At 74.8% G+C, this 24,712-nt stretch carries 18 protein-coding genes; 10 read left to right on the top strand and 8 right to left on the bottom strand.

Annotated elements, in window-relative coordinates; all coding sequences use genetic code 11:
• Positions 1-17: 17 nt before the first annotated feature.
• Together WIS52_RS01605 and WIS52_RS01600 are read left to right on the top strand one after the other, a co-directional pair.
• Positions 18-2,597 (top strand): carboxylate--amine ligase/circularly permuted type 2 ATP-grasp protein, encoded by a 2,580-nt coding sequence (locus tag WIS52_RS01605; RefSeq protein ID WP_349296241.1) that lies wholly within the window; start codon positions 18-20, stop codon positions 2,595-2,597.
• A 127-nt stretch (positions 2,598-2,724) separates the two neighbouring features.
• Positions 2,725-2,991 carry a type II toxin-antitoxin system RelE family toxin gene (locus WIS52_RS01600; RefSeq protein WP_349296240.1) on the top strand — a complete coding sequence of 89 codons (267 nt, stop codon included), beginning with the start codon at positions 2,725-2,727 and terminating at the stop codon, positions 2,989-2,991.
• Between the two features lie 4 nt (positions 2,992-2,995).
• Here WIS52_RS01600 and WIS52_RS01595 read toward each other — a convergent pair whose 3' ends face one another.
• From WIS52_RS01595 to WIS52_RS01585, 3 genes are read right to left on the bottom strand one after another with little or no spacing between them, the layout of a single operon-like run.
• Complete coding sequence (locus tag WIS52_RS01595) at positions 2,996-4,159, bottom strand: ROK family protein (protein ID WP_349296239.1); 1,164 nt, start codon at positions 4,157-4,159, stop codon at positions 2,996-2,998.
• A 4-nt stretch (positions 4,160-4,163) separates the two neighbouring features.
• Positions 4,164-5,336 carry a xylose isomerase gene (gene xylA / locus WIS52_RS01590; protein WP_349296774.1) on the bottom strand — a complete coding sequence of 391 codons (1,173 nt, stop codon included), beginning with the start codon at positions 5,334-5,336 and terminating at the stop codon, positions 4,164-4,166.
• A gap of 35 nt (positions 5,337-5,371) precedes the next feature.
• A complete protein-coding gene (locus WIS52_RS01585; protein ID WP_349296238.1) occupies positions 5,372-6,472 on the bottom strand; it encodes an ABC transporter ATP-binding protein in 1,101 nt (366 codons plus the stop codon).
• 113 nt (positions 6,473-6,585) lie between these two features.
• Between WIS52_RS01585 and WIS52_RS01580 the strand changes: the two genes are divergently transcribed.
• Positions 6,586-7,722, top strand: coding sequence for a helix-turn-helix domain-containing protein (locus WIS52_RS01580; protein ID WP_349296237.1), 1,137 nt, complete (start codon positions 6,586-6,588; stop codon positions 7,720-7,722).
• Between the two features lie 74 nt (positions 7,723-7,796).
• On the opposite strand, the gene WIS52_RS01575 is transcribed toward WIS52_RS01580, so the two are convergent.
• Positions 7,797-8,795 (bottom strand): LacI family DNA-binding transcriptional regulator, encoded by a 999-nt coding sequence (locus WIS52_RS01575; protein WP_349296236.1) that lies wholly within the window; start codon positions 8,793-8,795, stop codon positions 7,797-7,799.
• Between the two features lie 225 nt (positions 8,796-9,020).
• Here WIS52_RS01575 and WIS52_RS01570 point away from each other — a divergent pair, with 225 nt between their 5' ends.
• The 6 genes from WIS52_RS01570 to WIS52_RS01545 all read left to right on the top strand — a co-directional run bounded on the left by WIS52_RS01570 (position 9,021) and on the right by WIS52_RS01545 (position 17,450).
• Positions 9,021-10,337 (top strand): extracellular solute-binding protein, encoded by a 1,317-nt coding sequence (locus tag WIS52_RS01570; RefSeq protein WP_349296235.1) that lies wholly within the window; start codon positions 9,021-9,023, stop codon positions 10,335-10,337.
• Positions 10,334-11,224: a carbohydrate ABC transporter permease gene (locus WIS52_RS01565; RefSeq protein ID WP_349296234.1), complete on the top strand. Its 891-nt coding sequence runs from the start codon at positions 10,334-10,336 to the stop codon at positions 11,222-11,224. Before WIS52_RS01570 ends, WIS52_RS01565 begins: the two co-directional genes overlap by 4 nt.
• Positions 11,225-11,313: 89 nt before the next feature.
• Complete coding sequence (locus WIS52_RS01560) at positions 11,314-12,120, top strand: carbohydrate ABC transporter permease (RefSeq protein WP_349296233.1); 807 nt, start codon at positions 11,314-11,316, stop codon at positions 12,118-12,120.
• 31 nt (positions 12,121-12,151) lie between these two features.
• Entirely contained in the window at positions 12,152-14,482 is a 2,331-nt protein-coding gene (locus WIS52_RS01555) for a beta-xylosidase/alpha-l-arabinosidase (RefSeq protein ID WP_349296232.1), read from the top strand.
• A gap of 131 nt (positions 14,483-14,613) precedes the next feature.
• Positions 14,614-16,521, top strand: coding sequence for a S9 family peptidase (locus WIS52_RS01550; protein WP_349296231.1), 1,908 nt, complete (start codon positions 14,614-14,616; stop codon positions 16,519-16,521).
• Complete coding sequence (locus tag WIS52_RS01545; RefSeq protein WP_349296230.1) at positions 16,518-17,450, top strand: alpha/beta hydrolase; 933 nt, start codon at positions 16,518-16,520, stop codon at positions 17,448-17,450. Before WIS52_RS01550 ends, WIS52_RS01545 begins: the two co-directional genes overlap by 4 nt.
• A gap of 15 nt (positions 17,451-17,465) precedes the next feature.
• On the opposite strand, the gene WIS52_RS01540 is transcribed toward WIS52_RS01545, so the two are convergent.
• The 3 genes from WIS52_RS01540 to WIS52_RS01530 all read right to left on the bottom strand — a co-directional run bounded on the left by WIS52_RS01540 (position 17,466) and on the right by WIS52_RS01530 (position 21,354).
• Positions 17,466-19,025: a serine/threonine-protein kinase gene (locus WIS52_RS01540; protein WP_349296229.1), complete on the bottom strand. Its 1,560-nt coding sequence runs from the start codon at positions 19,023-19,025 to the stop codon at positions 17,466-17,468.
• Positions 19,026-19,164: 139 nt separating this feature from the next.
• Positions 19,165-20,436, bottom strand: coding sequence for a transglycosylase family protein (locus tag WIS52_RS01535; protein WP_349296228.1), 1,272 nt, complete (start codon positions 20,434-20,436; stop codon positions 19,165-19,167).
• Positions 20,437-20,730: 294 nt separating this feature from the next.
• Positions 20,731-21,354 carry a mycothiol-dependent nitroreductase Rv2466c family protein gene (locus WIS52_RS01530; RefSeq protein WP_349296227.1) on the bottom strand — a complete coding sequence of 208 codons (624 nt, stop codon included), beginning with the start codon at positions 21,352-21,354 and terminating at the stop codon, positions 20,731-20,733.
• A 107-nt stretch (positions 21,355-21,461) separates the two neighbouring features.
• Here WIS52_RS01530 and pepN point away from each other — a divergent pair, with 107 nt between their 5' ends.
• Positions 21,462-24,065 (top strand): aminopeptidase N, encoded by a 2,604-nt coding sequence (pepN, locus tag WIS52_RS01525; RefSeq protein ID WP_349296226.1) that lies wholly within the window; start codon positions 21,462-21,464, stop codon positions 24,063-24,065.
• A 128-nt stretch (positions 24,066-24,193) separates the two neighbouring features.
• On the opposite strand, the gene WIS52_RS01520 is transcribed toward pepN, so the two are convergent.
• A complete protein-coding gene (locus tag WIS52_RS01520; RefSeq protein WP_349296225.1) occupies positions 24,194-24,568 on the bottom strand; it encodes a hypothetical protein in 375 nt (124 codons plus the stop codon).
• Positions 24,569-24,712 lie beyond the last annotated feature (144 nt).

Here is a 24,712-nt window from a genome sequence, read left to right as displayed (position 1 = left end):
GCTTAGCGTCACCCTCTGTGGGGGACGTACCGCTCGTAGGGGTCGAAGAGGAGTTCCACGTCGTCGGGCTGACCGACCGGCGGGCCGCACCGGAGGTCGACCGGCTGCTCGAACGCCTCGACGGCAAGGAGTTCTTCCCCGAGCTGCAGCGCTCGCTGGTCGAGACGAACACCCCGGCCACCCCGTCGCTGGACGAGCTGCGCGGGCACGTCCGCCGGCTGCGCGCCAGCCTGCGTTCCGCGGCCGAACCGCTCGGGCTGGGCGTCGTCGCCGCCGGGACCGTCCCGCTCGTCGACCTCTCCGGCGAGGACATCTCGGCCGGCGCCCGCTACGAGCGGATGCAGCACGAGTACCAGATGCTGGTGCGCGAGCAGCACATCTGCGGGGTGCAGGTGCACGCCGACGTCCCGGACCGGGACACCGCGGTGCAGGTCTCCCGCCGCGTCGCGCCCGCGCTGCCGGCCCTGCTCGCGATCACCTCCAGCTCGCCCTACTGGCGCGGCCACGACACCGGCTACGCCAGCTTCCGCAGCATGATCTGGCAGCGCTGGCCCACCGCCGGCCCGCCCGGCGATGTGACCACCGCGGCCGAGTACGACGCCATGATCGACGAGCTGATCGCGTCCGGGACGATCAGCGACGCCGGGATGCTCTACTTCGACGTCCGGCCGAGTGCGCACCTGCCGACCGTCGAGCTGCGGGTCTGCGACGCCTGCCCCGAGGTCGACGACGTCGTGCTCATCGCCGGGCTGTTCCGCGCGCTGGTCGGACGGGCCCGGGCCGACTGCGAGGCCGGGGCCCCGCTCCCCCGCGTGCGCCACGAGCTGCTGCGCGGCGCCGCCTGGCGGGCAGCCCGCTCCGGGCTCGAGGGCGACCTGGTCGACGTCTCCGACCCCCGCGCCCCCGTCCTGACCTCCCCGTCGGTGCAGCTGCGGGCGATGGTCGCCGAGCTGCGGCCGTGGCTGGAGGACACCGGGGACTTCGAGCAGGTCACCGAGCTCGCCGAGGCGGTGCTGGCCCGCGGGTCGGGCGCGGCCGCCCAGCGGCGGGCGTTCGGCCGTCGCGGGTCGCTGGCCGACGTCGTCGACGACCTGGTCGCCCGCACCCAGGGCGAGGAACCCCGCACGACGCCGCCGCTGGTCGTCCCGGTCGCCCCCGAGCTGCTGGCCGGCTACGCCCCGCCCCGCTACGACGAGGCCGTCGACGACGACGGCAAGCTCCGCCCCGCCTACGGCTGGCTGTTCCGCGCCCTGGAACGGCTCGGCCCGCGCGGCCTGGCCGCGGCGGAGTCGGCACTGCGCACCGAGCAGCGCGCGCGCGGCGTCACCTTCGGGGTCCCCGGCGTCGCGGCGGGCGAGGACGGCGAGCGGCTGTTCCCGCTCGACCTCATCCCGCGGATCATCTCCACCGGAGACTGGGAGCACCTCTCGACCGGGCTCGCCCAGCGGATCCGGGCGCTCGAGCAGTTCGTCCGCGACGTCTACGGCCGCCGGGAGATCGTCCGTGACCGGATCGTCCCGGCCGCGGTCCTCGACCAGGTCCCGGGGCGGACCCGGTCCGGCACGCTCGTCCCGCCGGACGCGGTGCGCATCGCCGTCGGCGGCATCGACCTCGTCCGCGACTCCGACGACGGCTGGGTCGTGCTCGAGGACAACCTGCGGGTGCCGTCCGGGATCGGCTTCTCGCTGATGAGCCGGCGGCTGATCCGGTCGGTGCTGCCGGACGTGGAGTCGCCCTCGGAGGTCCGCAACCTCGACGACGTCCCGGAGCGGCTCCGCGCCGCGCTGGCCGCAGGCGACCCGCACGGCCCGGACGGCGAGGCCGCACTGCTGTCCGCAGGCGAGGCCGATCCCGCGTTCTTCGAGCACCGGCTGCTGGCCGAGGCGATGGAGATCCCGCTGGTCACGCCGTCGAAGCTGCAGGTCACCGACGGCGCGGTGTTCCTGGTCGGCGCGGGCCGGCGGCGCCGGATCACCACCCTCTACCGGCGGATGGACGAGAGCGAGCTCGCCACCGCCCGCGGCGCCGACCTCCGCCCGCTCGGCCGGGCGCTGCTCGCCGCGGTGGCCCGCGGGCGGGTCGCGCTGCGCAACGCGCCCGGCAACGGCGTCGCCGACGACAAGCTGATCTACGCCTACGTCCCGGAGATGATCCGCTACTACCTGCGCGAGGAACCGGTGCTCGCCTCGGTGCCGACGCTGCCCTGTGCCGATCCGCGGGCCCGCGAGGAGGTCCTGGACCGGCTCGGCGAGCTCGTGCTCAAGCCGGTCGACGGCTACGGCGGCGCCGGGGTCCTCATCGGACCCCGGGCCGGGTCCGACGAGCTCGAACGGGCCGCCGAGGCGGTCCGTGCCCGGCCGGCCGGGTGGGTCGCCCAGGACCTGGTGGGGATCTCCACCCACCCGACGTTCACCGACGGCGTCCTGCAGCCGCAGGCCGTCGACCTGCGGGTGTTCGCCGTCCAGTCGCACGGGCACGGCGACGTCCCGGACGTCGACGTCCTGCCGGCCGCGCTGTCCCGGGTCGCCCCGCCCGGCGGCATGATCGTGAACTCGTCGCGCGGCGGCGGGGCGAAGGACACCTGGATCCTGGCGTAGACGTACATCTCAGGCACACGATCTGTACATGAGCGAGGAGCCGGGCAGCGGCCGAGGCCCGGCGCGAGATGGCGGAGTCCGGAGAGGGCCCGATCCCGTGGGAGACGGTGAAAGCCGATCTCGGACTGTGAGCCGGTACGAGGTCGTCGTCTCACCCGCAGCAGCACGGAGCCTCCGGAAGCTGGACGCCCAGGCCCGGCGGCGGGTACAGGCCGCCATCGAGCTGCTTGCCGACGAGCCCCGTCCTCCCGCAGCCACCCGGCTCGTCGGTGGTGGAGGTGAATGGCGGGTCCGCACCGGCGACCACCGGATCGTCTACGAGATCGACGACGGGGTACTCGTCGTGCAGGTCGTCGCCGTCGGTCACCGCCGCGAGAACTACCGATCCCGGTGAGTTCTCAGCGCGCCAGGAGCAGGTCCGGCTCGGCGAGCACCCGGTCGAGCGCGGCCCGCGCCGCCCCGGCCGCCGCGGCGGACCGCCCGTGCGCCGACGCCAGCACCTCGACCTCCGGCCCGGCGGTGAGCCCGCGCCGCCGCATCTCCGCGCGTACCGCGGGCACCAGCCAGTCCCCCAGCTCGGCGTAGCGACCACCGAGCACGACCGCCGGCACGTCGACGACGTGGATCACCGAGGCCAGCGCGACGCCCAGCGCGCTCCCGGCCCGCCCCAGCGCGCCGAGGACGGCCGGGTCCCCGGCCCGGGCGGCGGCCCGCAGCTCCGGCACAGCCGCGACGCCGGCGTCGCCGAGCAGGGCGGGCAGCCCGGCGTACTGCTCGACGCAGCCGGACCCGCCACACCCGCACGCCCGCCCGTCCCGCTCGACGACGACGTGCCCGATCTCCCCGGCCACCCCGCGGGAGCCGGGCAGCACCCGGCCGTCGAGCACGATCCCGCCGCCGATCCCGACGTCGGCCGAGACGTACACGAAGTCCGGTCCCTCGCCGAGGTGGGCGAGCGCGCCGAGCGACGCCTCGTTCCCGACGACCGGCGGCGCGGTCCCGAACGGCCCGGTCAGCCGCGCCGGCCGGCACCCCCGCAGCAGCGGCAGGTTCGGCGCCTGCAGCAGGACCGCGTCGTCGCCGTCGCCGCGGACCGGGCCGGGAACGGCGAGCCCGGCCCCGGCCACCGGTCGTCCGACCCGGTCGGCCAGCTCCCGCGCGACGCGGGCCGCCCGCGCGAACACGTCCGCGGCGGGATGCCGCCGGTGGTCGCGACGGCGCCGGGCGCGCAGCACGGTCTCACCGTCCAGTCCGGACACCCGCACGTCGATCCCGTCCACCTCGACCGAGATCCCCAGCACGACCGGGCCGGTCGCGGCGAACCACAGTGGACGCCCCGGCCGCCCGACCCCGGAGCGGGTCGGCACCCCCTCGGCGAGCACGCCCGCCTCGACCAGGGGGTCGAGCAGCACCGCGACCGTCCCGCGGGTCAGCCCGGTCGCCGTCGCCAGCGACGCCCGCGACGACGGCGCTCCCCGCAGCGCGTCGAGCAGCAGGCCCAGGTTGTGCCGGCGCACGGCCGGCGCCCGGGCGGGCCCGTCGGTCACGGGGCGGGGAGCCACCCGGTCATCGTGCCCCGGTGAGGTGCTCCAGGGCGAGCTGGTGCAGCCGGACGAACCCGTACCCGCGACGACCGGGCGCGTCCGGGTCGAAGTCCTCGTAGGACGCCCGGTCGGCCAGCAGGTCGGCGGTCGTCTCCCCGGCCGACAAGGTCGGCTCGGACAGCGCGGGCACCCCGGCCTCGTCCATCGCGGCGACGACGTCGGGATCGGCCCGGAACGCCGCGGCGCGCTCGCGCAGCAGCAGGTAGGTGCGCATGTTGGCCTCGGCGGTGTTCCACACCCCGGCCACGTCCTCGGTGCGGGAGGGCTTGTAGTCGAAGTGCCGCGGGCCGTCGTAGCCGGCTGACTCCAGCAGGTCCACCAGCGCGAACGCGTTCAGCAGGTCGCCGTGCCCGAACACCAGGTCCTGGTCGAACTTGATCCCGCGCTGGCCGTTGAGGTCGATGTGGAAGAGCTTGCCCGCCCACAACGCCTGCGCCACCCCGTGCACCATGTTCAGCCCGGCCATCTGCTCGTGCCCGACCTCCGGGTTCACGCCCACCAGCTCCGGATCCGCGAGCCGGGAGATGAACGCCAGCGCGTGCCCGACGGTGGGCAGCAGGATGTCCCCGCGCGGCTCGTTGGGCTTCGGCTCGATCGCGAACCGCAGGTCGTAGCCGCGGTCCCGGACGAACCCGCACAACAGGTCCATCGCCTCCCGGTACCGGTCGAGGGCGGCGCGGACGTCCTTGGCCGTGTCGTACTCCGAGCCCTCCCGGCCGCCCCAGAGCACGAACGTCCGTGCACCGAGCTCGGCGGCCAGCTCGACGTTGCGCAGCACCTTGCGCAGCGCGAACCGGCGGACCGAGCGGTCGTTGGAGGTGAACCCGCCGTCCTTGAACACCGGGTGCGAGAACAGGTTCGTGGTGATCATCGGGACGGTCATGCCGGTGGCCTCGCAGGCCTCCCGCAGCCGGGCGATCTGCTTGTCCCGGGTGCCGGCGTCGGGGCGGAAGCCGAACAGGTCGTCGTCGTGGAAGGTCAGCCCCCAGGCGCCGCGCTCGGCGAGCCGGTGCACGGCCTCGACGACGTCGAGCTCGGGCCGGGTGGGGTCGCCGAACGGGTCGGCGGCCCGCCAGCCGACCGTCCAGAGTCCGAACGAGAACCGGTCGTCGCGGGTCGGAGTGGGGACGGCCATCGGGCTGTTCTCCTCGGTCGAGGTGTCCGGACGGGTCACGGCTCCAGCCGCCGTCCGGTCGTCGGGTCGAAGGTGTGGACCGCGCCCGGGTCGCGCACCGCGACCCGGAGCGTGCTGCCGACCGGCGGGCCCGACCCGCCCTCGGTGCGCAGCACGAACCGCCGGTCGCCGTCGCCGGACCCGATCCGGCCGTGCACGAACGTGTCCGAGCCCAGCTCCTCGGCGAGCTCGACGGTCAGCTCGAACCCCGGCTCGTCGGCGCCCGCGGGCCGCAGTCCCTCCGGCCGGATCCCGACGGTCAGCTCGCCGAGCCCGGCGTCGTGGGCCCAGTTCAGCAGCGTGCGGGGCAGCGGCAGCGTGGTCCCGGCGAACTCCGCGCCGCCCTCGACGAGCGCGGCGGTGCGCAGGTTCATCGCGGGCGAGCCGATGAAGCCGGCGACGAACGCGGTGGCCGGGCGCTCGTAGAGCTCCCGCGGCGAGGCGCACTGCTCCAGCAGCCCGTCGCGCAGCACCGCCACCCGGTGCCCCATCGTCATCGCCTCGACCTGGTCGTGGGTGACGTAGACGGTGGTGGTCGCGAGCCGCTGCTGCAGCGCGGCGATGTTGGCGCGGGTCTCCACTCGCAGCTTCGCGTCCAGGTTGGACAGCGGCTCGTCCATCAGGAACACCGCGGGCTCACGGACGATGGCGCGGCCCATCGCGACCCGCTGGCGCTGCCCACCGGAGAGCGCCTTCGGCTTGCGATCCAGGTAGTTCGCGAGGTCGAGCAGCCGCGCGGTCTCGGAGACCCGTCGCGCCGTCTCGGCGCGGGACACCTTCTGCAGCCGCAACGCGAAGCCCATGTTCTCGGCGACGGTCATGTGCGGGTAGAGGGCGTAGTTCTGGAACACCATCGCGATGTCGCGTTCCTTGGGGTGCAGGTCGGAGACGTCGCGCCCGCCGATCTCGATGCCGCCCTCGTCGACGTCCTCCAGCCCGGCCAGCATCCGCAGCGCGGTGGACTTGCCCGAGCCGGACGGCCCGACCAGGACCAGGAACTCCCCGTCGGCGATGTCCAGGTCGAGCCGGTCCACCGCGCGCACCGGGGGTGTCCCCGGGTAGACGCGGGACGCGGCCCGGTAGGCGACCTCGGCCATGTTCGTCCCCTCTCCCGCCGGCTCCGCTGCCGGCGGAGGTGATGTCTAGCCGGAACGTGCCCCGCGCCACTAGAGTTTGTTCGTCTCCCGAACTAACCGACCTCGGAGCACGCATGGACGCGCGCGGCCGGATCACCGCCGGTGAGCTGCGGCGACACCACCTGTCCGTGGTCCTGGAGACGGTGCTGCGGCACGCCCCGATCAGCCGCGCGGACGTCGCGGGGCGGACCGGGCTGACCCGCTCGACGGTGTCCGGACTGGTCGCCGAGCTCCTCGACGGCGGGCTGCTGCGCGACGCCGGGACCGGCCGGCCGGCCGGATCCGGACGACCGGGTCACCGCCTGGTCCCGGACCCGGCGGGTCCGGTCGGGATCGGACTCCGGATCGAGGACGACGGCGTGGGCGGCTGCCTGGTCGATCTCGCCGGACGGACCGGGGCACGGCAGTGGCGGCGGGTCGCGCTCGCCGTGGCCGGTCCGGTGGCGGCGGCCCGGGCGGTCCGGCCGGTGCTGCGCGAGCTGCTGCTCGCCGCGGCGGGTGGCGACCGTCCCGCGGCCGGGATCGTCGTGGCGGTCCCGGGGGTGGTCGGCGCGGACCGGAGCACGGTGCGGACGGCGCCGGCCCTCGGCTGGTCCGATGTGGACTTCGGCGCGCTGCTCGCCGTGGAGGCGCGCACGGTCGGTGCCGACGGTATCGCGCTGTCGGTGCGGTGCGGGGTGACGCTGGCCGCCGCGGCGGACGGCGCCCCGTCGCGCGGCGCGGCACCCCGTCCGCGGGGCGCCGCGAGCAGCGACGGGGCGGCGCCGGGCACGGTCGTGTACGTGGGCGGCCGTTCCGAGGTCGGCGTCGTCCTGCTCCGCGACGGCGTGCCGTGCGCCGGGGACTCGGCGATCCGCTTCGGCCACCTCACCGCCCGCCGGGGCGGCGCCGCCTGCTCGTGTGGCCGCCGCGGCTGCGTCGCCGCCGAGACCGGGCCGGACGTCCCGCCGGCCCGCGCCGGTCGCGCCCTGGGCGGCGCGCTCGCCGCGTTCGCCGCGCCGCTCGACCCGGACGCGGTGGTGCTCGGCGGCCGGTTCGCCGCCGCGGGTGCGGAGTTCTGCACGGCGGTGGGAGCGGAGCTGGCGCGACACGGCGTCCCCGCCGAGCGGCTGCACCGTTCCACCCCGGCCCCGGGAACCACCCTGCGCGGCGCCGGAGGGTCCGCCCTGTCGGGCCTGGTCGCGGACCCGGGCGCCTGGACCCCGGCCTGAACCACGCGGGCCCACCGACGGGCACAACCGAGCAGTTCGAGTCTGCGGGTGGCGGGAGGGACGGCGGGGGCGGGTCAGGCGCGCGGGGGCGCCGTGCTCGACCGGACGACCAGGTCGGTGGCCAGCTCCAGCCGGGGCGCTGCGCCGTCGGCGTCGGTGCGCGGCTCGTCGAGCGCGAGCCGCACGGCCTCGGCCGCCATCCGGGCCAGCGGCTGCCGGACCGTGGTCAGGGACGGGCGCAGGTGCTCGCACAGCGCGATGTCGTCGAACCCGACGACGCTGAGGTCCTCCGGAACCCGCAGGCCGCGCCGGTCGGCCTCGGAGTACACCCCGACGGCCTGCATGTCCGCCCCGGCGAAGATCGCGGTCGGCGGGTCGTCCAGCGCGGCCAGCGCCGCGGCCCCGCGACGCCCACCGCCGACGAGGAAGTCGCCGTAGTGCACCAGGTCGTCGTCGACCTCGATCCCGGCCCGGCGCAGCGCCGCGCGGTAGCCGTCGACCCGCTGCTGGCTGGACGACAGCCGGGGCGGCCCGGAGATGATGCCGATCCGGCGGTGCCCGAGCGCGATCAGGTGCTCGACGGCGCTGAGCCCGCCGGCCCAGTTCGTCGCGCCCACCGTGGGGAACGCGGGGTCGGTCCCGCCGACCGGGTCGAGCAGCACCACCCGGGCCTCGAGCGCCGCGAGGCGCGCGGCGGTCTCCTGGTCCTGGTACCCGACGACGACCACGACGCCGTCGGACCCGCGCGCGGCGAGCCGGTCCAGCCAGGCCCGCGACCCGGGCGCCTCGTTCTCCGAGGTGTTCAGCACGACCTGCCGGTCGGTGCGACGCGCCTCGATCTCCGCGCCGCGCAGCACCTCCATCGCCCAGAACGAGTCGAGCCGGTCGAGCACCACGTCGACCAGCCCGGTCCGGCGCCGCGGCGTGCTGCCGCGCCGCCGGTAGCCGCTGCGGGCGACGACGTCCTGCACGCGCTCGCGGGTGGCCGACGCGACGTCGGCCCGGCCGTTGAGGACCTTGGAGACGGTCGGGACCGAGACACCGGCCTGCTCGGCGATCTCGGCGATCGTCACGCGACTGCGCTTCAGAAGGCGCCTCCTCCGTCGGCTCGTGAGTGGTCATCGCGGCCCCGGCCGCGATAACCACTCACGAGCGCGGCAGCGCACGCGCACTGTAGCGAAACTTTCAGAGATGGCTGGCACCCCGTGCACCTTGACGGGTCTCACAAAGCCCCCTAACTTCCCCGTACCGCGCTCGCAAGTCTCGGAAACTTTCGATACCCGCTCAAAGGAGAGCTCATGTCGACCTGGTCACGGGTACGCAGGACCGCCGTCGCGGCCGCGCTCGCCACCGGACTCGCCGCCGTCGCGGCGTGCGGCGGTGGCACGGCCGGGCCGCGGGCCGACGGCGGGAACCTGGCGCTCTGGACGCTGCAGAACGAGGGCCTCAACGTCGTCCAGCAGGAGGCCGTCGACCGGTACAACGGCGACGGCGGGGCACAGATCGACCTGACCACCTACCTCAACGACCCGTACAAGGCCGCCCTGCAGACCGCCGTCGGCTCCCCGAACGGCCCGGACATCTTCTACAACTGGGGCGGCGGGAACCTGCGCGGTTACGTCGAGGCCGGGCAGACCGCGGACCTCACCGCCGCGCTCGACGCGGACCCCGCGGTGAAGGACGCCTTCCTCCCGCAGGTGCTGGAGACCGGCACGATCGACGGCCAGGTGCACGCCGTCCCCATGCAGGGCATGCAGCCGCTGTCGTTCTTCTACAACAAGGACGTGTTCGCCGAGGCCGGCATCACCGGGTTCCCGGCGACCTGGCAGGAGTTCCTGTCCACGGTGGACCGGCTGCGGGACTCCGGGGTGCAGCCGATCGCGCTCGCCGGCGCGCAGGCCTGGACGTCGATGATGTACCCGGAGTACCTGCTGGACCGGGTCGGCGGCCCGGAGAAGTTCGAGGCCATCGCGGCCGGTGAGCCCGGCGCCTGGCAGGACCCGGCCGTGGTCGAGGCGATGACGATGGTGCAGGACCTCGTCGACCGCGGCGCGTTCGGCACGAACTTCACCGCCGTCGACTACGACAACAACGCCTCGCAGGCGCTGCTCACCAGCGGGCGGGCCGCGATGGAGCTGATGGGCTCCTGGCAGGTCACCAGCCTCAACGACAACTTCCCGGACTTCCTGGAGCAGGACAAGCTCGGCTGGGCACCGTTCCCGGCCGTCGAGGGCGGCGCGGGCGACCCGGGCAACGTGATCGGCAACCCGTCGAACTACTACTCGGTCGCCGCCGGATCGTCCGACGTGGACGCCGCCACCGACTTCCTGCTCACCCAGATGACCGACCCGCAGTACGTGCAGGGGATGCTGGAGAACGGCCAGGTCCCGGCCGTCAACGGGATCTCCGACCAGGTCGGCTCGGTCGGCGACTTCACCGCCTTCAACGTCTACACCTACGAGCAGACCCAGAACGCGCCGACGTTCATCCAGTCCTGGGACCAGGCGCTGCCCGCCGCCGAGGCGCAGACCATGCTCACCAACCTGTCCAAGGTCTTCACCAAGGAGCTGAGCCCGGAGCAGTTCGCCGAGGCGATGGACTCGGCGAGCCGGTGAGCACGGTCTCCCGGGCGGGGCGGCCCGGATTCGTCTGGGTCGCCCCCGCCGTGACCTTCTTCGGGCTGTTCGCGCTGCTGCCGATGCTGGCGGTGGTCTACCTCAGCTTCACCGTCTACGACGGACTGAACCCGCCGCGGTGGACCGGCCTGGACAACTGGACCCGGCTCACCGCCGACCCGCTGTTCGTCGAGTCGCTGCGGCTGTCGTTCGGGCTGACGTTCGCCTCCTGGGTGCTGCAGACCGCCGTCGCGCTGCCGCTCGGGGTCTGGCTCGCCGGGCGTCCCCGGTCCCGCGCGGTGCTGGCCGCGCTGTTCTTCGTGCCGCTGCTGATGTCCAGCGCCGCGATCGCGGTGCTCTGGGGCACCCTGCTCGACCCCAACTTCGGGCTGGCGTCGGTGCTCGGCCCGCTCATCGGGATCGGAGACGGCAACATCATCGGCGACGGCCGCTACGCCTTCGCCGCGGTCATCCTGGTGATCGGCTGGCAGTACATGCCGTTCCACACGCTGCTCTACCAGGCCGCGGCCCGGGCGATCCCGGCCCAGCTCTACGAGGCCGCGCTGATCGACGGCGCGAGCCGGTGGCGGACGTTCCGCTCGATCACCGTCCCGCAGCTGCGGGACACGATCATCACCTCCGGGGTGCTGATCGTCGTCGGGTCGATGACCACGTTCGAGGTCGTCCTGATCCTGACCGACGGCGGCCCCGGCACGGCGACCCGGATCCTGCCGCTGCACATGTACCTGCAGGGCTTCCGCAGCTTCGACATGGGCTACGCGAGCGCGCTCGCCGTCGTCCTGCTGCTGCTGGGCACCGCGTTGTCGCTGCTCATCGCACGGGTGACCGGCTACCGGAAGATGACCAGCCAGCGGGAGGGGATGTGACGACCACATCGACGACGACCACGGCGCCGGATCCGCTGCGCGAGCACCCTCCCGAGCCACCCCACCGGGGGCGACGACGCCGGGAACGGGTGAACGTACCCGGCGCGCTCGGCGCCGGGGTCTGGTTCGTGATCGTCGCCGTCCCGCTGTACTTCCTGTTCGTGACCAGCTTCCGGGCGTCGTCGGACTACCTGGCCGACGGCCCGCTGGCCGTGCCGTCCGGGCTCACCCTGGACAACTACGCCGACGTCCTGACCTCGAACTTCCCGCGCTACTTCGCCAACAACGTGATCGTCGCGGCGGCCTGCGTCGCGATCGTGCTGGTACTCGCGCTGCCGGCCGCGTACGCGATCGTGCGCAGCCGCAGCCGGTGGGTCGCGCGCAGCTTCACCCTGCTGCTGCTCGGGCTCGCCGTCCCGGCCCAGGCGGTGATCGTCCCGCTGTACCTGATGGTCACCCAGCTGCGGCTCTACGACACCCTGCTGGCGATCATCCTGCCGACCGCGGCGTTCGCGCTGCCGCTGGCCGTCGTCGTGCTGACCTCCAGCCTGCGCGACGTGCCGAACGAACTGTTCGAGGCGGCCGTCCTGGACGGCGCCGGGCCGGGGCGGGTGCTGTGGTCCCTGGTGCTGCCGCTGGCCCGCCCCGGGCTCGCGACGATCGGCATCTTCACCGCGCTGCAGGCGTGGAACGGGTTCCTGTTCCCGCTGGTCCTGACCCAGAACGCCGCGGTGCGGGTGCTGACGCTCGGGCTCTGGGACTTCCAGGGCCAGTACGGCACCAACGTCCCGCTGGTCACCGCCGCGGTGCTGCTCTCGCTGCTGCCGTTGCTGGTCGTCTACCTGATGGCCCGCCGCTTCCTGCTGGCCGGCCTGACCGCCGGCGCCGGGCGCTGAGAACCGCTGAACCTCCCGACGAAAGGCCCCCATGAGCACGGACCTGTCCCCCATCGACACCACGTCGCACGACCCGCGCCCGGCCGCCCTGCTGGCCCGGATGACCCTCGAGGAGAAGCTCGCCCAGCTCGTCGGACTGTGGGAGGGGCGTGACCACGCCTCCGGCGACGAGTCCGATGCGGACGTCGCCCCGATGCAGGACAGCATGCAGTCCGGCCACGAGGAGTTCGAACGGTTCGCCGCCGACGGCCTCGGCCAGCTCACCCGGGTGTTCGGGACGCGGCCGGTCGAGCCCGCCGACGGGCTCGCGCACCTGGCCGCGCGGCAGCGCTGGCTGGCCGCCGGGACCCGGCTCGGCATCCCGGCGCTGGTGCACGAGGAGTGCCTGACCGGGCTGGCGGCGTGGCGGGCCACCACCTTCCCGGCGCCACCGTCCTGGGGTGCGGCGTTCGACCCGGAGCTCGTGGAGGAGATGGCCGCCGCGATCGGCACGTCGATGGCCCGGCTCGGCGTGCACCAGGGCCTGGCCCCGGTGCTCGACGTCGTCCGCGACGCCCGCTGGGGCCGCGTCGAGGAGTGCATCGGCGAGGACCCGTACCTGGTCGGCACGATCGGTGCCGCCTACGTGCGCGGGCTGCAGTCGGCCGGCGTCGTCGCGACGCTCAAGCACTTCGCCGGGTACTCGGCGTCGCAGTCCGGGCGCAACCTCGCCCCGGTGCACGCCGGGCCGCGCGAGCTCGCCGACGTGCTGTTCCCGCCGTTCGAGATGGCGATCCGCGACGGCGGCGCGGACTCGGTGATGAACTCCTACGCCGAGGTCGACGGCGTCCCGGTCGCGGCCGACGCCGGGCTGCTCACCGGGGTGCTGCGCGAGCGCTGGGGCTTCACCGGCACCGTCGTCGCCGACTACTTCTCGGTGGCGTTCCTGCACAGCCTGCACGGCGTCGCCGGCGACCTCGGGGCCGCCGCCGAGCAGGCGCTGGTGGCGGGCATCGACGTCGAGCTGCCCACCGGGACGGCCTACCTGGCGCCGCTGGCCGAGCGGGTCCGCTCCGGGTCGCTTCCCGAGGAGATCGTCGACCGGGCGGTGCTGCGGGTGCTCGCGCAGAAGGCCCGTCTTGGCCTGCTCGACGACGGGTTCACCGGCACGCTGCCGGCCCCGGGGAACGCGCCCGATCTCGACCCGCCGGAGCACCGGGAGATCGCCGCCCGGCTCGCCGAACGCTCCGTGGTGCTGCTCGGCAACGACGGCACCCTCCCGCTGCCCGCCGGCACCCGGCGGATCGCGGTGCTCGGCCCGAACGCCGACGACCCGGCCGCGCTGATGGGCTGCTACAGCTTCGCCAACCACGTCCTGCCGCATCACCCGGGCACCGCGCTGGGGATCGAGGTGGCGACGGTGCTCGACGCGCTGCGCGCCGAGCTCCCCGGCGCGGACGTGGTGCACGCCCGCGGGTGCGATGTGGACACCGACGACGTCTCCGGCCTGGTCGCGGCGGCGGAGACGGCGGCGGGGGCCGACGTCGCCGTCGCGGTGGTCGGCGACCGGGCCGGCCTGTTCGGCCGCGGCACCTCCGGCGAGGGCTGCGACACCGACTCCCTCGAGCTGCCCGGGGTGCAGCGCGCGCTGGTGGAAGCACTCCTCGACTCCGGGACCCCGGTGGTGCTGGTCCTGCTCACCGGACGGCCGTACGTGCTGGACTGGGCGCTGGACCGGTGCGCGGCGGTGGTGCAGGCGTTCTTCCCGGGCCAGGAGGGCGCGGGCGCGGTCGCCGGGATGCTGTCCGGCCGGGTGAACCCCTCGGGACGGCTGCCGGTGAGCCTGCCGCGCTCGGCCGGCGCGCAGCCCCACACCTACCTGCATCCGAAGCTGGGCGGGCCGAGCTCGGTCACCGCGGTGGACACCACACCGGTGCGCCCGTTCGGGTTCGGGCTGAGCTACACCCGCTTCACCCACTCCGAACTGCGGATCTCCGCGGCCCACGTACCGACCGACGGCGCGTTCACGGTGACCTGCCGGGTCCGCAACGACGGCGACCGCGCCGGCGCCGACATCGTGCAGCTCTACGGCAGCGACGTCGTCGCCTCGGTGACCCGCCCGGTCACGATGCTGCTCGGCTACGCCCGGGTCCCGCTGGAGCCGGGCGCGGCGGCGGAGGTCGAGTTCGACGTCCCGGCCCGCCGGCTGGCGCTGCACGACCGGCGGATGTGCCACGTCGTCGAGCCCGGGACCGTCGAGCTGTTCGTCGGCACCTCCTGCGCCGATCCGGTGCTGCGGTCGGAGGTCGAGCTGACCGGTCCGGTGCACGAGGTGCGCGCCGGGGACCGGCGGGTCGTCGACGTCCGGATCCTGCCGGTGTAGCCGGTCCGGACCGCACCCGATCCCGGTGTGGCGAAGAACGCGGCGCCGGTCACACCGGCGGACTCCGTGATCCACCCCCGCACGGGGTACTTTCCGGTCTCGGTTGCGCGCGGGACGGGGGGTGGTGATCGATGGAGATCGCGCGCGCGGACGCGCCGGCGCCCGGGTCGGTCGCACCGGCCGGTGCCGCGGCGGGACACCGCGACCCGGCCGTCTCCCCGGACGGCACCCGGCTGGCCTGGATCTCCGACGTCACCGGCCGGCCGCGGGTGCACGTCGCCGCGCTGCCCGAGCACGGGCCGGTCGACGTCGACGCCGCCACCGTGCCGCCGCACCCGGAGGACACCGACACCCGGCAGGACGTCACGGCGCTGGCCTGGTCACCCGACGGCGGCCGGATCGCCGTCCAGATCGCGCCCTCCGGCGGGGACCGCACCCGGGTGGCGCTGCTCGACCCGGACGGCGGCGAGCCGATGCCGATCGCCCCGGGTGCCACCGCCGTCGCCCTCGGCGCGTGGGCCCCGAGCGGGCGCCGGCTCGGCGTCACCGTGTTCACCGACACCGGCGACCCCGCCGACGACGACTACGGCGCCGGTACCGCCTGCCTGGTCGACGTCCGCGACGGCTCGTCGGTGGTGCTCGGCTCCGGGCAGGCCGCCGTCGTGCAGGCGATCTCCGCGGACGGGCACCGGGTCGTGCTGCGCACCGGCCGCCGCGGGGAGCGCGAGCTCGAGCTGCTGGACCTGCGCACCGGCGAGCGGCAGTCACTGGTCGGCGGACCCGGCGGGGCGCTCACCGCGACCGCCCGGTTCGGCACCACCCCCGGCACGCTGTGGGTGCACACCGACGCCGACCGCGAGCACGCCGCGCTGCTCGCCGTCGCGCTCGGTCAGGGGCCCGACAACCAGGTCGCCCCGGCCCGGCCGGTCGCGGTACGTCCCGGCGCCGACCTCGAGACGATGGCGCTCGACCCGGCCGGCGCGCACGCCGCCCTGGTCTGGAACGTCGGCGGGCGCAGCGAGCTGGAGGTGGCCGACCTGCGCGGCGGGCGCCCGCAGCGCCTCGCCGCGCCCACCGACGTCGTCAGCGGGGTGTCCTTCGCCCGCGACAGCGTGTCGCTGCTGGTCGCCGGGCACGGGCCCGGGATCCCGCCGCACGTGCTGCGGGTCCCGCTCAGCGGCGGCCCGGCCGGCTTCCTGCTCGGTGGGGCCCCGGCCGGCCCGCTGCCGCCCCGGCCCGAGCGGGTCGTGTTCCCGGCCGAGGACGGGCTGCGCCTCGGCGGCTGGCTGCACCGGCCGGCGTCGCCGAACGGGGTGGGGGTGCTGTGGCTGCACGGCGGCCCCGAGTCCGAGGAACGGCCCGGGTGGGCGCCGCTGCTGCACGAGCTCGTCGGGAACGGGGCGACGGTGCTGACCCCGAACGTCCGCGGCTCGTCCGGGCGGGGGCGGGCCTTCGCCCGGCTCGACGACGGCGCGCGGCGCCCGTCCTCGATCGCCGACGTGAAGGCGGCGACCCGGCTGCTGGCCTCGGTACCCGACGTCGACCGGCGCCGGGTCGTCGTCGCCGGCCGGTCCTACGGTGGGTTCCTCACGCTGTCGGCGCTGGTCCGCTACCCGGAGCTGTTCGCCGGGGGCGTCGCGGTGTGCGGGATGTCGGACCTGCCGGCGTTCTACGCCGACACCGAGCCGTGGATCGCCGGGCCCGCGCACACCGAGTACGGCGACCCCCGCACCCAGGGCGCGCTGCTCGCCGAGCTGTCCCCGCTGCGCGAGGCCGACCGGATCGCCGCGCCGGTCCTGCTGGTGCACGGCGACCACGACACCAACGTGCCGGTCGGGCAGGCCCTCGCCCTGCACGAGGCGCTGGCCGGACGCGGCGCGCCGGTCGAGCTGCTGCGGATGCCCGAGGAGGGCCACGAGGTGCACGACCGGCACACCCGGGCCCGGGCCAACGGCCGGATCGCGAGCTGGATCGCCGGGGTCACCGCCGCCGCCCGTGCCCACGACGCGCACGACGCACCCGAGGCCGGGACCGCGTGACGCCACGTGAGCCGCGCGGCCGGGTCGCGGTCCTGGCCCGCGGGCTGCTCGGCGCGGTCGCGGTCGTCGTCGCGGCCTGGATCGGGATCGCCGACGCCGGCACGCTGGTCGCGGGGCACCCCGCGCTGCCGGTGCTGTTGGCCGTCGTCGGGCTGTGCGGTCTGGTCCTGCTGCTGCGCAGCGCCCGGCCGGTCCGCCCGGGGCGGCTGCGGACCACCTGGCGGGTCGCCGGTGGCGTCGTCCTGGCGCTCGCGGTGGCGCTGGTGGTCTGGCTGCGGCCCTACCCCGCGGATGCCGGGGGCCTGGCCGCGACGGCGTCGTCGGCGCAGGTCGAGGTGGTGCACGGGGCGACGGCGTGGGAGCTGCGCCCGGTCGGGGCCGGCACCGGCACCGGCGTGGTGTTCCACCCCGGTGGGCTGGTCGACCCGCGGGCCTACCTGCCGCTGCTGCGGCCGCTGGCCGAGCAGGGCGTCGTGGTGATCGTGCCGGACCCGCCGCTGGGGCTGGCGATCATCGACCCGGGTGCGACGGCGCGCGCGGTCGGGTCCGTGCCGGAGGTGCGGACCTGGGCGGTGGGCGGGCACTCGCTGGGCGGGGTCGTCGCCGCGATGGGCCTGGACGTGCCCGGGGTGCGGGGGCTGTTCCTGTGGGCGTCCTACCCGTCCGGAAGCGTCGCGGACGCCGGGGTCGCCGGGCTGTCCGTCTACGGGGAGCGGGACGCGCTGGCGGCCCCGGAGGCGATCGAGGAGTCCCGGCCGCAGCTGCCGCCGGACACCCGGTTCGTCGAGGTCCCGGGCGGGACGCACGCGTTCTTCGGGGACTACGGGCCGCAGGCCGGCGACGGCGAACCCGGCACCGACCGGGGCACCGCCCAGCGGCTGATCGTGGCCGAGACGGCGGAGTTCGTGCGGTCGCTGCAGCCCGGCTGAGGAACGCGGGGGCGCTCAGGCCGTGCTGAACGACTGCATGATCTCCTGGCCGTTCTCGTCGGTCCCGACGACGAACCGGTACCGCTCTCGGCTCTCGGTGCCGTCCTGCCGGACGAAGACCACCGTCGCGGTGACCGCGTTCGGGCCGTCGTTGCGCAGCTGCTCGGCGTAGACGGTGCGCAGGCCGCCGTAGAACTCGCGGTAACCCTCGATCCCCCGGGACTGCGCCTGCGCCTGCGGGCTCAGCATCGCGAACGCGCCGTCGATGTCGCCGGGCAGCATCCGGTAGTAGTTCTGCACGAAGGCCACCGGGTCGTTGACCTCGCCGTTTCCGGCCGGCGGCGCCTCGGTCGTCGTGGTCGGCGGCGGGGTCTCGCTGGTCGTGGTCGGCGGCGCCTCGCTCGGGGGCGGGGCCTCGCTGGTCGGCGCGGCGACCGGCGGCGGCTCGGACGGCTGCTGGTTGTTCCAGACGGCGGCGACCGCCGCGGTGCCCCCGGCCAGCAGCAACAGTCCGACCAGCGCGGCGACGACGAACGGCAACCGGCGACGACGACCGCCGGCCGCGGCGGCACCGCGGCCACCGTTGCCGCCACCGGGGATGACCTGCGGGGTCGGAACGGGCGCGTCGACGACGGTGCCGCCGCTGTCCGCCGCGGCGGCGACCATGCCGTCACCGGCCCCGGCCGCGTCGGCGGTGTCCATCACCGCGGTGGCGGTCGCCGGCGTCGCCAGCCCGGCGACCGACTGCCCCGCCGCGATCCGTGCGAGCGCCTCCCGGGCCTGCGAGGCGGTGGGCCGCTCGGCCGGGTCGTTGTCGAGCAGCCGCATCAGCAGCGCGGTGAGCGGCCCGGCCTGCCCGGGCGGGGTGATCGCCCCGGTGGCGACCTTGTGCAGCAGGGCGTAGGCGTTGTCGTCCAGCCCGAACGGCGGCTCGCCCTCGACCGAGGCGTAGAGCGTGGCGCCGAGCGCGAACACGTCCGAGGCGGCCGCCGGCTCCTGGCCGCGGGCGACCTCGGGGGCCAGGAACGCCGGCGTCCCGGCGATCACACCGGTGCGGGTGAGCTGGACGTCGTCCACCGCCCGGGACACGCCGAAGTCGGTGATCTTTCCCCGGCCGTCCTCGGCGATCAGGATGTTGCCGGGCTTGATGTCGCGGTGCACGACGCCGGCCGCGTGCGCGGCGGCCAGCCCGTCGGCGATCTGCCGTCCGATGGCCGCGGCCTCGCGCGGGCTCATCGGGCCCTTCTCGGCCAGCACCGCGGCCAGCGAGCGCGACGGCAGGTACTCCATGACCAGCCACGGGCGGTCGTCGTGCACGACGACGTCGAACATGCTGATCACGTGGGCGTGCTGCAGCCGGGCGCCGATCCGGCCCTCGCGCAGGATCCGCTGCCGGGACTCCTCCAGCTGGTCCGCCGACGGCAACGCGGCCGCGAGCAGCTCCTTGACCGCCACCGTCCGGTTCAGGAGCTCGTCGGTGCCCCGCCACACGGCCCCCATCGCACCGGCACCGATCCGCTCGTCGAGCCGGTAGCGGTTCCCGATCCGGTGGGTCTCGGGGGTGGGCGACGTCATGAGGTCCAAGGGTAGGGAATCACGGCGGAGCGACCGCCAGCAGGGCACCTGCCGGAGGCGGCCGGACGGGGCACACCGAGGCTACTCGTCCCCCGGTCGCGGGACCACCGGCCGGGCGAATCCGCAGGTCGGCCACCGATCATCTCGGTAGGTCGAGTTTCGTTGCGCACGCAGGCCAGGAGCCGTATCCGCCGCGGGCGTCCCGGACCTTCGTGGCGATCTCCACCTGCTGCTCCCGGGTGGCGAGATCGGCCGTCGGGGCGTAGGCGGTGCCGCCGAAGTCGCTCCAGGTGGGTCTGTCGAACTGCAGGCCGCCGTAGTAGCCGTTGCCGGTCGAGATGGACCAGTCCCCTGAGGACTCGCACTGGGCGAGGCGGTCCCAGACGGGGTCGACGGCGGGGGGTGGGGGTCGCGGTGCGGGCGCCGGTTCCGGTTCGGGCGCGGGTTCGGGCGCCGGGTCGGGGTCGCTCGCGGGGGGCGCCGGGTCGGATGGGCCGGGCTCGGCCGGATCGGACGGCTCGGACCCGGTGCGGAACGCGCGGTCCTCCGGCTGCGCACCGGAGGCCGGGCCGTCCCCGGCCCGGACCCGCTCCTCCCCGACTGCCTCGTCCCCGGACGCCGGACCGTCTCCCGATGCCGGGTCGCCCGATCCCTCCGAGCCGTCGGTGCGGCCCGCGTCGTCCCGACCGGTGTCCCCACCCCGACGGGATCCCTCCGCCCGACCGGTGTCCCCACCCCGACGGGATCCCTCCGCGCCATCGGCCCGGCCGGCATCGGCGCGACCGGCACCGGCGTCGCCGCCCCGGCCCGTTCCCCCTGCTCCGCCCGCGCGGCCGGCGTCGTCACCATCGATCTCGCGGTCCCGGCGCTCGCCGTCACCGGTATCCCGCGCGTCCGGCCCGCCCGGGGACGTGCTCCCGCTCCCACCCGGCGCGTCCTGCAGCAGATCGGCGATCGTGCCGGCGTCCGGTGCCTCGTACCCCGCGGCGGCGTCGTCGAGCACCAGCACCCACATCTGCCCGCCGTCTCCCCCGGGCGCCGGGAACCGCGCCACCCCGGCGCTGAGCAGCTCGGCGAGCTCCACCGTCGCCCCGGTGCCGGCGTCGACCCAGGTGGGCCGGGCGGTGTCACCGGCCAGCAGGTCCAGGTCGAGCACGACGTCCGCACCGACCGGGGAACGGCCGAGCACGTAGGAGGCGTCGACCGCGGTGGCGATCCGTACCCGCGGGTCGACGGCCGCGGCGCGGACGGTGAAGGCGCCGTCGGAGTACGGGCTCGGCGGCGGCCGGAGCGCCCCGCCCGCACCGGGCAGCGATCCGACCGCCAGCTGGGTCGCGACGACCGCGCCCGCGACGAGCAGCGCGGCGCCGAGCGCCGAGGCGGACCTGCGGCCGTCCCACCAGGTGTCCACGGGGCGAGACCCTGGCGACGCGCGCCGGCCGCCACGGCCGATTCACCGGCACCGTTCGCCATAGCGACCAGAGCCGGCCCGCGGGCGCACCGACGGACGCGCGCTCACCCGGCGGACGCGCGCGTCACGGCACGCGCGTTCTCGCAGGGGGCGCGCGTCTACCGGATCAGCACGCGTTCCGGGGGCGACAGCGCCGGCGCCCACTGATCACCGGCCGGGCACCGATCGGTGCCATCCCCGGCACCGGGCGGGACCCGGTCGACGATCACGCCGGACTCAACGGGCCCACCGGACTCAGTAGTCGAAGGACGGCTCCTCGTTCCGGGTCCGCTTCAGCTCGAAGAAGTGCGGGTTCTCCGCCATCAGCCGCGCCCCGTCGAACAGCCGCCCGGCGTCCTCCCCCTTGGGCACCTTCGAGATGACCGGCCCGAAGAACGCGACGCCGTCGACGTGGATGGTCGGGGTGCCGACGTCCAGCCCCACCGGGTCCATCCCCTCGTGGTGGCTGGCGCGCAGCTTCTCGTCCCACTCGGTCGTGTGCGCGGCCTCGGCCAGCGACGCCGGCAGCCCGACCTCCTTGAGCGCGCCCGCGATGACGTCGTCGAAGTCCTTGTTGCCCTGGTTGTGGATCCGCTCCCCCATCGCGGTGTAGAGGGGGGCGAGCACCTCCGGACCCTGCGAGTCGGCGGCGGCGATCGCCACCCGCACCGGCCCCCATGCCTTCTTCATCATCTCGGCGTACTGCTCGGGCAGGTCGCGCCCCTCGTTGAGCACCGCCAGGCTCATCACGTGCCAGGACACGTCGACGTCGCGCACCTTCTCGACCTCCAGGATCCAGCGGGAGGTCAGCCAGGCCCACGGACACAGCGGGTCGAACCAGACGTCGACACGGGCACGCGAATCAGCAGCAGTCGTCATGTCGGAAGAGAACGCCGTGCGGCGCCCGGGGATTCCACAAGCCGTTGCCCGGAGCACGTGATTGGATGCCTGCGAGCCCACTCCCCGGAGAGGACACCGGAACTTCGATGACCCCGCCCAACCTCACCCAGGCCCAGGCCGAGCAGCGCGCCGGCCTGCTGTCGGTGTCGACCTACGACGTCGCGATCGACCTCACCGACGGCGACGGCGCGCCCTCGGAGCGCACGTTCGCCGTCACCACCACGGTGCGCTTCGCCTGCACCCGTCCGGGCGAGAGCAGCTGGATCGAGTGGATCGGTGAGAACGTCACGGGAGCCGTCCTGAACGGCACCGAGCTCGACGTCGCAGGCTGGACCGAGGAGGACGGCCTCGCGCTGCCCGGCCTCGCCGCCGAGAACGAGCTGACGATCGTCGCGACCGGCCTCTACACCAACACCGGCGAGGGCCTGCACCGCTTCGTCGACCCGGTCGACCAGGGCGTCTACCTCTACTCGCAGTTCGAGACGGCCGACTGCAAGCGGCTGTTCCCGTGCTTCGACCAGCCGGACCTCAAGGCCCGCTACACGATCACGGTCACCGCGCCGGCGGACTGGAAGGTCATCTCGAACTCGCAGGGTTCGGTCGAGAACGGTGTGCACCGGTTCGAGCAGACCGAGATCCTCTCCACCTACCTGGTGGCGCTGATCGCCGGCCCGTACGCGAGCTGGCACGACACCTACCGTGACGAGCACGCCGAGATCCCGCTGGGCATCTTCTGCCGCGCCTCGCTGGCCCCGCACATGGACCACGAGCGGATCTTCACCGAGACGAAGCAGGGCTTCGGCTTCTACCACCGCAACTTCCGGGTGACCTACCCGTTCGGCAAGTACGACCAGCTGTTCGTCCCGGAGTTCAACGCCGGCGCGATGGAGAACGCCGGCGCGGTCACCTTCCTCGAGGACTACGTCTTCCGCTCGAAGGTCACCCGCACGGCCTACGAGCGGCGCGCCGAGACGATCCTGCACGAGATGGCGCACATGTGGTTCGGCGACCTCGTGACCATGCGCTGGTGGGACGACCTGTGGCTGAACGAGTCCTTCGCCACCTGGGCGTCGGTGCTCTGCCAGGCCGAGGCCACCGAATACCGCAACGCCTGGACGACGTTCGCGAACCTGGAGAAGTCCTGGGCCTACCGCCAGGACCAGCTCCCGTCGACGCACCCGATCGCCGCGGACATCCCGGACCTACAGGCCGTCGAGGTCAACTTCGACGGCATCACCTACGCCAAGGGCGCGTCGGTGCTCAAGCAGCTCGTCGCCTACGTCGGGCTGGAGTCGTTCCTGGCCGGGCTGCGGGACTACTTCGCCGCGCACGCCTGGGGCAACGCCACGTTCGACGACCTGCTGGGCTCGTTGGAGAAGGCGTCCGGCCGGGACCTGTCCGACTGGGGCGCCCAGTGGCTGCGCACCACCGGGCTGAACATGCTGCGCCCGTCGTTCACGGTCGACGAGGCCGGCAAGTTCACCTCGTTCGACGTCGTGCAGGGCGGCGCCCGGCCCGGTGCGGGTGAGCTGCGCACGCACCGCCTCGCGGTCGGTGTGTACGACGACGACCCGGCGTCCGGCACGCTCGTCCGGACCCACCGGGTCGAGCTCGACGTCTCCGGCGAGCGGACCCCGGTGCCCGAGCTCGTCGGGCTGCCCCGCGGCAAGCTGGTCCTGGTCAACGACGACGACCTGACCTACTGCGCGCTGCGTCTCGACCCGGGCTCGCTGGCGACGCTGGCCGACCGGATCGGCGACATCGCCGACCCGCTGCCGCGGACGCTGTGCTGGTCCTCGGCCTGGGAGATGACCCGCGAGGCCGAGCTGAAGGCCCGCGACTTCGTCACCCTGGTCGCCGGCGCGTTCGACACCGAGTCCGAGATCGGCGTCGTGCAGCGGCTGCTGCTGCAGGCCCAGACGGCGACGGCGTCGTACTGCACCCCGGAGTGGGCCGGCGAGCGCGGCTGGCCGCTGCTCACCGACGCGCTGCGGTTCCGGCTCGACACCGCGCCCGGCGGCTCGGACATCCAGCTCGCGGTGGTGAACGCGCTGGCCGCCTCGGTACTGCCGACCGTCACCCTGGACGCCATGAAGGGCTGGCTGCTCGACGTCCGGGTCCCGGACGGCCTGACCGTCGACACCGACCTGCGCTGGCGGCTGCTGCACGCACTGGTCGCGCACGGCGCCGCGGGCGAGGCCGAGATCTCCGAGGAGGAGCAGCGCGACCCGACCTCGACCGGGGCCCGGCAGGCCGAGCGCGCCCGCGCGCTGATGCCGACCGCCGAGGCCAAGGAGCGCGCCTGGCAACGCGCCGTGCACGACGACACGCTGCCGAACGCGATCAACGAGTCGGCCATCGCCGGGTTCTCGCACCCGGCACAGCGGAACGGCGGGCTGCTGGACGGCTACGTCGAGCGCTACTTCGCCGAGATCGACGACGTGTGGGCCCGGCGCACCTCCGAGCTCGCGCAGAACGTCGTCGTCGGGCTGTTCCCGTCCTGGGCGGTCGCCCCCGCGACGGTCGCGGCCGCCGACGAGTGGCTGGCCGACACCTCGAAGCCGGCCGCCCTGCGCCGGCTGGTCACCGAGGGCCGGGCCGGGATCGTCCGCGCGCTCGCCGCGCGCGAGTTCGACGCGCTGCCGACCCCGAGCACCCCGGACCAGGCGACCGCGGTCGAGCAGCCGTAGCCGCTCCGCACGCGACGAGGCCCCCGGGAGTCATGCTCCCGGGGGCCTCGTGCTGTGCGGTGGATCAGTGACGTGCTGGATCAGTGACGTGCTGGATCAGTGACGTGCTGGATCAGTGACGTGCGGGGTCAGTGGCGCCGGCGCCTCAGCAGCCGGCGGAGCGCGTTGGTCGACCCGCCCGAGCCCGAGGCCGAACCGAGCGGCTGGAACGACGCGCACGCGCTCGCTCCACAGGCGCCGCAGTCGCTGCCGGGGCGGTAGTGCTCGTGCATCTCCTCCGGGTGACCGCAGGTGCACGTGCGCACCGACGGGTCGACGGCCGGCGGCGCGGGCGGTGTCGCCGGTTCGGCCGGTCCACGCTGCTGCGGGACCGTGGGCGCCGCCGGGGTGGCGGCGGGCAGGCCGGTCGGCGGGGTCAGTACCGCCGCCGAGGGCGTGCCCTGCGGGGTCTGCGGACGCTCGCCCGGACGGCGGTCGTGTGCTGCGTCGTCTGCATGCGCCATGAGGACCTCCTTCGCGTTCCGGTGCGGCCGCCGGGCGTCGGTGCCCTGACCACTCCGTAGGGCCCAGTATGCGATCACGTGAGCCGCGAGGGAATGACCCAGGAGTACCAAGTAGCCGTCGGTGCGCGTCACCGCAGGTCACAG

Source organism: Pseudonocardia nematodicida, from assembly GCF_040105385.1.
In the GTDB taxonomy this organism is placed as follows: domain Bacteria; phylum Actinomycetota; class Actinomycetes; order Mycobacteriales; family Pseudonocardiaceae; genus Pseudonocardia; species Pseudonocardia nematodicida.
This window is presented reverse-complemented; position numbering and strand designations above follow the sequence as displayed.

Bases quoted from the DNA above. Each gene is read 5' to 3' on its own strand.
- WIS52_RS01570 (WP_349296235.1), top strand. From the start codon at position 9,021: ATGTCGACCTGGTCACGGGTACGCAGGACCGCCGTCGCGGCCGCGCTC.
- WIS52_RS01520 (WP_349296225.1), bottom strand. From the start codon at position 24,568: ATGGCGCATGCAGACGACGCAGCACACGACCGCCGTCCGGGCGAGCGT.
- WIS52_RS01540 (WP_349296229.1), bottom strand. From the start codon at position 19,025: ATGACGTCGCCCACCCCCGAGACCCACCGGATCGGGAACCGCTACCGG.
- WIS52_RS01530 (WP_349296227.1), bottom strand. From the start codon at position 21,354: ATGACGACTGCTGCTGATTCGCGTGCCCGTGTCGACGTCTGGTTCGAC.
- xylA (WP_349296774.1), bottom strand. From the start codon at position 5,336: ATGGCCGTCCCCACTCCGACCCGCGACGACCGGTTCTCGTTCGGACTC.
- WIS52_RS01550 (WP_349296231.1), top strand. From the start codon at position 14,614: ATGGAGATCGCGCGCGCGGACGCGCCGGCGCCCGGGTCGGTCGCACCG.
- WIS52_RS01555 (WP_349296232.1), top strand. From the start codon at position 12,152: ATGAGCACGGACCTGTCCCCCATCGACACCACGTCGCACGACCCGCGC.
- WIS52_RS01585 (WP_349296238.1), bottom strand. From the start codon at position 6,472: ATGGCCGAGGTCGCCTACCGGGCCGCGTCCCGCGTCTACCCGGGGACA.
- pepN (WP_349296226.1), top strand. From the start codon at position 21,462: ATGACCCCGCCCAACCTCACCCAGGCCCAGGCCGAGCAGCGCGCCGGC.
- WIS52_RS01580 (WP_349296237.1), top strand. From the start codon at position 6,586: ATGGACGCGCGCGGCCGGATCACCGCCGGTGAGCTGCGGCGACACCAC.